Source organism: Rhodohalobacter halophilus (genome assembly GCF_001715195.1).
GTDB classification, from domain to species: Bacteria; Bacteroidota; Rhodothermia; order Balneolales; family Balneolaceae; genus Rhodohalobacter; species Rhodohalobacter halophilus.
Genome location: NZ_MDWE01000060.1, coordinates 20964 through 27406, shown reverse-complemented (window position 1 = coordinate 27406; position 6443 = coordinate 20964). Strand labels below are relative to the sequence as shown.

Sequence of the window (6443 nt, the reverse complement as noted above, 5' to 3'; positions counted from 1 at the left end):
CCGGTTTCTTCGAGTATCCCATATACTGAGCACCACAAACTTTTGATCAGTATAGGTGAAATAGATTCTGAAGTGCTTAATAATTACAAAACGAATGGCTCTCTTTTGATCAAACTCTTTGCCGGCCTCGGGCATTTTGGAAAAAAGACGAATTGTTGCAGTAAAGAGATCCTGGAGTTTTACAGGATAATCTACGGTGCCGGTTTTCTCGTACCAATACTCGAGAATATTTGTCCGGTCACTTAAAGCCCTTGTTGTCCACTCTATTTCTCTTTGAGCCATTGATCAAAGAGTTTATTGGCTTTCTCTTGAGGTAGTACATCTCCCGCTTTAAACTGATTGTACCCTTCTCTTACAGCATTTATTTCCTCTTTTAAAAACTCTTCAGGAACCGATGAATTTAGAATAGAACTAATCCAACGATCAATTTCAAGAAGTAGTTCCGGATCGTCGATACGATTGATTTTATTGATGATCTCTTGTTTGGTGTTCATGGGTTTTAATATGCATTAATTATATAGTTGAAACATTTTCTTCAAGAATGTCATCTCCATTAAATTCCAGACCTTTTTCAAAAGAATATGGATAGTTTATAAACTTAGAACCATAAGGGCCATCATCTGACAACGTTGATTGATATCTATACCTACTAATGGAAAGTTCATGTTTTGTAATTTTGTCTCTATTGGTTTCATCTATTAGATCTCCCATATAACAGTACGGAATAACTGTTTCACGGTCCAGGTTTTCCCTTGTAAACACCTCTTCATCTGTGGTTAAATCCTTTATAAAATTAAGATGGCTTTGAACCTTCAAATATTTGTTTAAGCCTTCTTGATAACTTAGATTCTCTTTGATATTCATGTCAGTATAGACAATATCGACCATATCAGTAAGTTCTTTCTCGGTTAGCCTTTGCTTATCCCTTTTAAAAAATTCCTGATAAGTATTGTTTAGGATAAAGGCTTCTTTATAAATCTTTTCGGAAATTTCAAAGTGCTTTGCGATAACTACTTTAGTTTTCTCTTTTTTACGTTTTCGGTTTACCCGCCCAGCCCGCTGTATAATTGCATCAATTGGGGCGTTTTCTGTGAACAAAACATCAAAGTCGATATCTAACGAAACCTCTACGACTTGTGTAGCAATTAAAACACCACCTTTATCCTTTTCATCTAATTCAAAAATTTCTTTTTCTTTACATGAACGATGCTTATTGATAAATCTTGAGTGATAGCAAATTGCCTTATATCCATTTTTATTCGCAACTTCCTCTAACTGTTGATACAACTCAATTGCTTTATCAACTGAATTAACTACCACAAGTGTTTTTTTCCCTTGAGCAACTGCTGTTTCAATTTCTTCTATAAAATTATCTATGGTTTCTTCTCTGACTTCAAATTGATTTCTGGCTTTATCTAATAATTCTTGATCTTTGATGATTTTCACTTCTCCAAGGGTTTCTTGAAGTAATTCAAGAAGTTTAGAGGGCATAGTTGCTGTCATAATATAGAAACGGGTATTAAACTCATTTCTCAGATATTTAATGGTAGCAATGATTAAGCCCAGAGTGTAAGGTGAGTAAAGATGGATCTCATCAATAATAACTTTAGCATTCAGTAAGTGAAATGTTTTGACTTCCCAAAAGCCAAGATTAAATCCTTGAGTCAATATCTGGTCAACCGTACAAACATTGATGTTTTTGAAAAATGATTTTTCTCTGAAATAGTCTTTTGAATCGTAATGGTCATCTGGTAATTCTTTTCTGAATAAACGTGCTGTGGAATGGATCAAAGCAACGTCTTCTTTTCCAAAATAGTCGCGTAAACGTTCAAAAATAGCATTGGAAGTAACTCGGGTGGGCAATAGATAAATAATTCTTTCCCAATCCTTTTTATTACTGGCCCAAAGTAATGATGCTTCTGTCTTTCCACTTCCCGTAGGAGCAATAGCAATTACATTTTTGGAGGTGTGACTTTTGGATTGAAATTTTTTGAATGAAAAGTTCTTCGCTATATCAACTTTTCCGTCATTTTTAAGTTTTTCAATAATCTTATTAGCTAAATCTAACTTGGAATATGTAACTCCATTTTCTAATTCCAGATGTCCTGAAGCCGTCCAATCTGATACATTCAAAGCTGCTTTTAAAAAAACATATTGCTTTCTTTGATTCTGATTTAAATCATCATTCTTTTTTAAATGATCATAGAACCTGGTCTTATAATGAGTAGAAAGTGTTTTGTAGTTCTGTGTTATATAAAACTTTAGTTTTTCGTCAATCGAAAGTGGTTCAATATCAAATTCCTTTGCCTTTCTCTCTGTATAATCCAAAAATTCTTCAATTGCTTCTTTTTCTATGATATGCCTTAAAGCAGTATTTCTTGATATATGAGCATTGAAGCCTTCATCGTTAAATGCCTTGTGATGAGAAAAAACAGCAACGAGTGGAAGAGGATTATCCAGATAGTACTTGTGATTATTTCCAAATAGAAACATACCGGAAAAGAATTCATGACGAACTCTTTCGTCATCTCCATAAGCTCTTTCTCCTTTCAGTGTTTCCTGAAAATTTGAACAGACTTTTCCAAAATCATGAAATAGAACTGAATAGAAAGAATCCTTCCAAAAATCAGGGTCAGAAATGATTTCTGAATATCGTTCTCTTAACTGTCCCCAAACTTCAAGTACATTATTCGTGTGTTCAACTAATGTTTCTTCAGGGTGCTCTTCAGAACGTGATTTGGCAAGAATTTTATCAAGATGACTCATAGTCTAAATAATGGAATAAATATATCGTGATAAGCCAGCCCCTCAACTTCAAAATTAAGCTTCATCTTTTCGCTGATAATAGAAAAGGTAGAAATAGAAGAAACGGTTCTTTTCCCATAATCACTTTCATAGTCAAAACGAATAGGTAAATCATAAGTAATCGGTTCTGATGAAGATTGATATATGGAGAATTCCATATTTTTAGGAGCTAACCGCATTACTTCGTCAACTATATCACCCTCAACCATACAATGTTGAAGCTGATCATTTTTTGAAACATGGACATCTGAATTAATTGATTTTACAAATGCCAAAGAATCACTATTCCCCATGGTCAAAGCATAGATAGGAGACTCAAAAGCAGAGTATAATTTTTCCAATTTTTCTTGATCTCCAGCAGAGAATGCAATCAAAAAAGTATTCTGGATTAAATACTCTTTTTGAATAACACTTCCATCTAACTCCGGATCATATCTTAGACCTCGATTACTATGACGCTTGTCATATTTCCACGTGTCATTACATTTTCCTTCAAACCTACCAAAAACACCTATTCTAAACTCACTTTCTTCGAAGAATTCCTGAGCTTGCAATGGTGGTAATCCTAAGGCAGCACCAGCCAATCCAATGATTGTAGTTGGGGGTGGTAGATCCAGGCTTTTATGGAAGTTTTGAAAATCAGGATTTCGAAATGAAGCTGTCTGGCTTTTTATTTCAACTACGAAGTTTTTCATGACTTTTAAAGATTAAACGCCATAATAGTTTTTCACCCATTTCTCTAACTGATCAAAGCCTTCCTTTATAGATTCTACATTTTCCTGTTTGGGAAACACCGCTTCCTGAGCTGCAAAAACATGGCTCTCAATAAACTTCTCATAATCTGATACGACCGTATTGAGTTTTTCTATATTTATATTCCCGGACTCCGTTAAGTCAACGGCCTCTAAGAAAATCGGGTTCTTTGATTTCATCAACGCAGCTGCAATAAATTTGGGAGAAATATCAGCCAAAAATCGGGTTTGTCTGCCTTGGCTCCAAAGCGTTTGGAGAGCATTTAAAAAAGCAATCACTCGATTCGCTTTTTCCTCGTCATCTACAAGGTCAATTGTTTCTAATTCCCTGGTTTCCTCATTTTTTATCTTGGTTTTTTTTCCAACTCTATCCAATTCAATAAGAATCGTACCCCGATAAACTCCTGAGTGAATTTCCGTCTCAAAAATATTAGCATCCAAACCTATTTTTTTACCCATAAAATTAGTGGCATAATCTAAATCACCTTTATAAGTGGCTAAAGCCAACAGCGATTCTACACGAATCGGAGAAGTCCTTGTTTTAGTATTGCCAGAACCCGATTGAGCATCCATAAACCCAAACAGGTCGTCGTCAATGTATTTGATAGGATCTAATGCAGTTTTTGGTGCCCCTTTTTCGGTGCTTGATGCATCTACCGGTGAAAGAGTGTTCCCTAATTCTTCGATTTTATCCCGCAAAGCCCTTCGAATAGCTTGTGAAGAAACATAGGGGAGTTCTTCTCCATTGCTGAGGGTTACTTTTTTGATCGGGTTAATGTTATCAACTTCCTTATCACTTCCATTTAAACTGGAAAATGAAACTTTTGACAGATAGGTAATCGTTAAGCTATTTGTTTTCATTGTAACTGAGTTTAATTGTTAGATAAAGCGGAGTTAAGCTGGTTAAGAGCGCTAATTTGAGCGTATTGCTTAATACCTTTGAAATTTTGCTCATTCATGCTCTCTATAATTTCTTTAGGTACGCTGAGTGTGAACCTATTTTGAATTCTTATAATGGCTTCTCTAAATTGATCAATGGTTCTAGCCTTATGTAAACTGATCAAATATTTTCGGCCGTTTTTAGCGTTGGATTTTTTTTCCGTATCATTTTTTGGATTGTCATATCTAAGTATGGCTTGTCCAATCATCACGCCAAAGTTGATTGCTTTTTGCTGCAAAGATTTATCCATGTTCATTCCTCCGAAGTTGATAGCTGGTTCATATATTTTTAAAAATTCAGTGAGCAGATCATATCTTCGATACCCACACTGTTTTCCACTTGTTAAAATGAGATAACATTTTGAAAAAAGTTTTTCGAAATCAGAGAGAACTGATTTACCTTTTAAAATTTTTGAAATGACTGATTGCCTTATTTGACCTTCAGCATATTCCTTTGACTTGCTAAATCCTTTTTTAGAAGTGTACTTAGGAATTTTGATCCTGAGCCCCTGCCAAAATGTTTTTACTGCAATCCGTTTATCCTTATTAGACTCCATTTTATGAAGTAATCGGACAATAAATTTTAAGTTGTTATACTCTTCATAGAAGTTAGGCCTCATTGTATTCCGCCCGAACTTATCTGCCTTAAAGGTGATCAAACTGATTGGGATTTTTTCGAAAGGGGAACCTTCAAATGGGTCTATTTCTGCTTCAATTTCCTGACTATCAATCTCAGTTTGAAACTTCTTTTTGTAGAAGGTATAGATAAGTAAAAAGGTAATTACGCTCGGAGAATTCGCCCCTATACCCGAATCTATCTCACCTTCTTCTCCATCTTTTTCAGCAAATTTGAAATTTTGAAACTTGATATTCCTGTGAAATGGAGGTTTCATATTTTCCATTTCATCCTTTATGTAGAAAAATTCGTTGTCGTAAAGAGAATTAATATTCGTGAGGGTACTTGAGTCAAAAAAAGAAGCTGTGAAAGAATCGTACCCATTGTAATAGGAATACATTGCTAAAGCAGGTGAAAAGAGACTAAGATATTTTGCTTTAAAGCTGATTTTATTATTGTCATCTGTCCCAAAGAATGAATTAAAATTTGTCACATTGGCTTTGAATGCAAAAGTGCCCTTGCTTGATTCTAATTTTGCAAATGATTCGTTGGTAATTGGACAAATATTTTCACCATCTTCAAAATACTTTTCATCAAAATCTAACCTTGGGACCTTTGTATAAGGTTCATTTAAGTAAATATTAGAATCCCCTTTCTTTTGTTTTTCATTTGGTATGACTTTGTCTTCTGTAATTTCAAAATATTTCAAAGTCATATCATTTTTTCTGAATACAGAGGCAATATTCATGGCAAAATCTGGATCCTCCTCATAAATATCTTTAAATTTTCTTGGTTTGATCCGAGGTGTAGGAGCAGGCCCAAATGGAGCTTTTGTTATGAATCCAGCAAGTCCAAATGATGTCATTTTTGGGAAAGTATCAAAATCAAATGGCTCTTTGATAAAGAAGTATTTATCGGACTTCCTTTTTTGCTCCTTTGTCGGTGTATCATAAACTTCTTTCCCCATGTAATAATACACTTCTTCCAAAAGCTCCAATAAACTTTCATTTTCCACAACCAGTTTATCTGAAAGAAGCTCATTTGTAATCTCACTAAACTTATCATTCTCGGATTGAAAACGATTTATGTAGCGATGCAATGCAACAATCCCTGTGTTGACAAAAATGTTTGCAGTTTTATAGAATTCAATTTTGTTCATGCTTCCAGTTGCTTAAATAGTTTATATCTCACTTAGGCTTTTTCCAGAATTGGATCCCACTCGGTCATCCCTTCTTGTTGCCACTCCCCAATTTTTAATAATGTCTCAAGCATGCTCTACTCTTTTAATAATTTCAAATGCTTAGAAATACAAATTTCTTTCATCACTTACA

6 protein-coding genes are annotated in these 6443 nt (G+C 34.5%); all 6 read right to left on the bottom strand.

What is annotated here, in order from left to right; all coding sequences use genetic code 11:
* The coding region (locus BG260_RS13135; protein WP_069133416.1) for a type II toxin-antitoxin system RelE/ParE family toxin at nt 1-282 on the bottom strand (282 nt) is incomplete at its 3' end.
* Nucleotides 264-494, bottom strand: coding sequence for a hypothetical protein (locus tag BG260_RS13130; RefSeq protein WP_069133415.1), 231 nt, complete (start codon nt 492-494; stop codon nt 264-266). The genes BG260_RS13135 and BG260_RS13130, both read right to left, overlap by 19 nt.
* A 19-nt stretch (nt 495-513) precedes the next feature.
* Nucleotides 514-2766 carry a CRISPR-associated helicase/endonuclease Cas3 gene (locus BG260_RS13125; RefSeq protein WP_069133414.1) on the bottom strand — a complete coding sequence of 751 codons (2253 nt, stop codon included), beginning with the start codon at nt 2764-2766 and terminating at the stop codon, nt 514-516.
* Nucleotides 2763-3500: a CRISPR-associated protein Cas5 gene (gene cas5 / locus BG260_RS13120; RefSeq protein WP_069133413.1), complete on the bottom strand. Its 738-nt coding sequence runs from the start codon at nt 3498-3500 to the stop codon at nt 2763-2765. The genes BG260_RS13125 and cas5 overlap by 4 nt, the downstream gene beginning before the upstream one ends.
* Nucleotides 3501-3512: 12 nt before the next feature.
* Nucleotides 3513-4418 carry a type I-B CRISPR-associated protein Cas7/Cst2/DevR gene (gene cas7i / locus BG260_RS13115; RefSeq protein ID WP_069133412.1) on the bottom strand — a complete coding sequence of 302 codons (906 nt, stop codon included), beginning with the start codon at nt 4416-4418 and terminating at the stop codon, nt 3513-3515.
* 11 nt (nt 4419-4429) lie between these two features.
* Nucleotides 4430-6271 carry a hypothetical protein gene (locus tag BG260_RS13110; protein WP_069133411.1) on the bottom strand — a complete coding sequence of 614 codons (1842 nt, stop codon included), beginning with the start codon at nt 6269-6271 and terminating at the stop codon, nt 4430-4432.
* Nucleotides 6272-6443 lie beyond the last annotated feature (172 nt).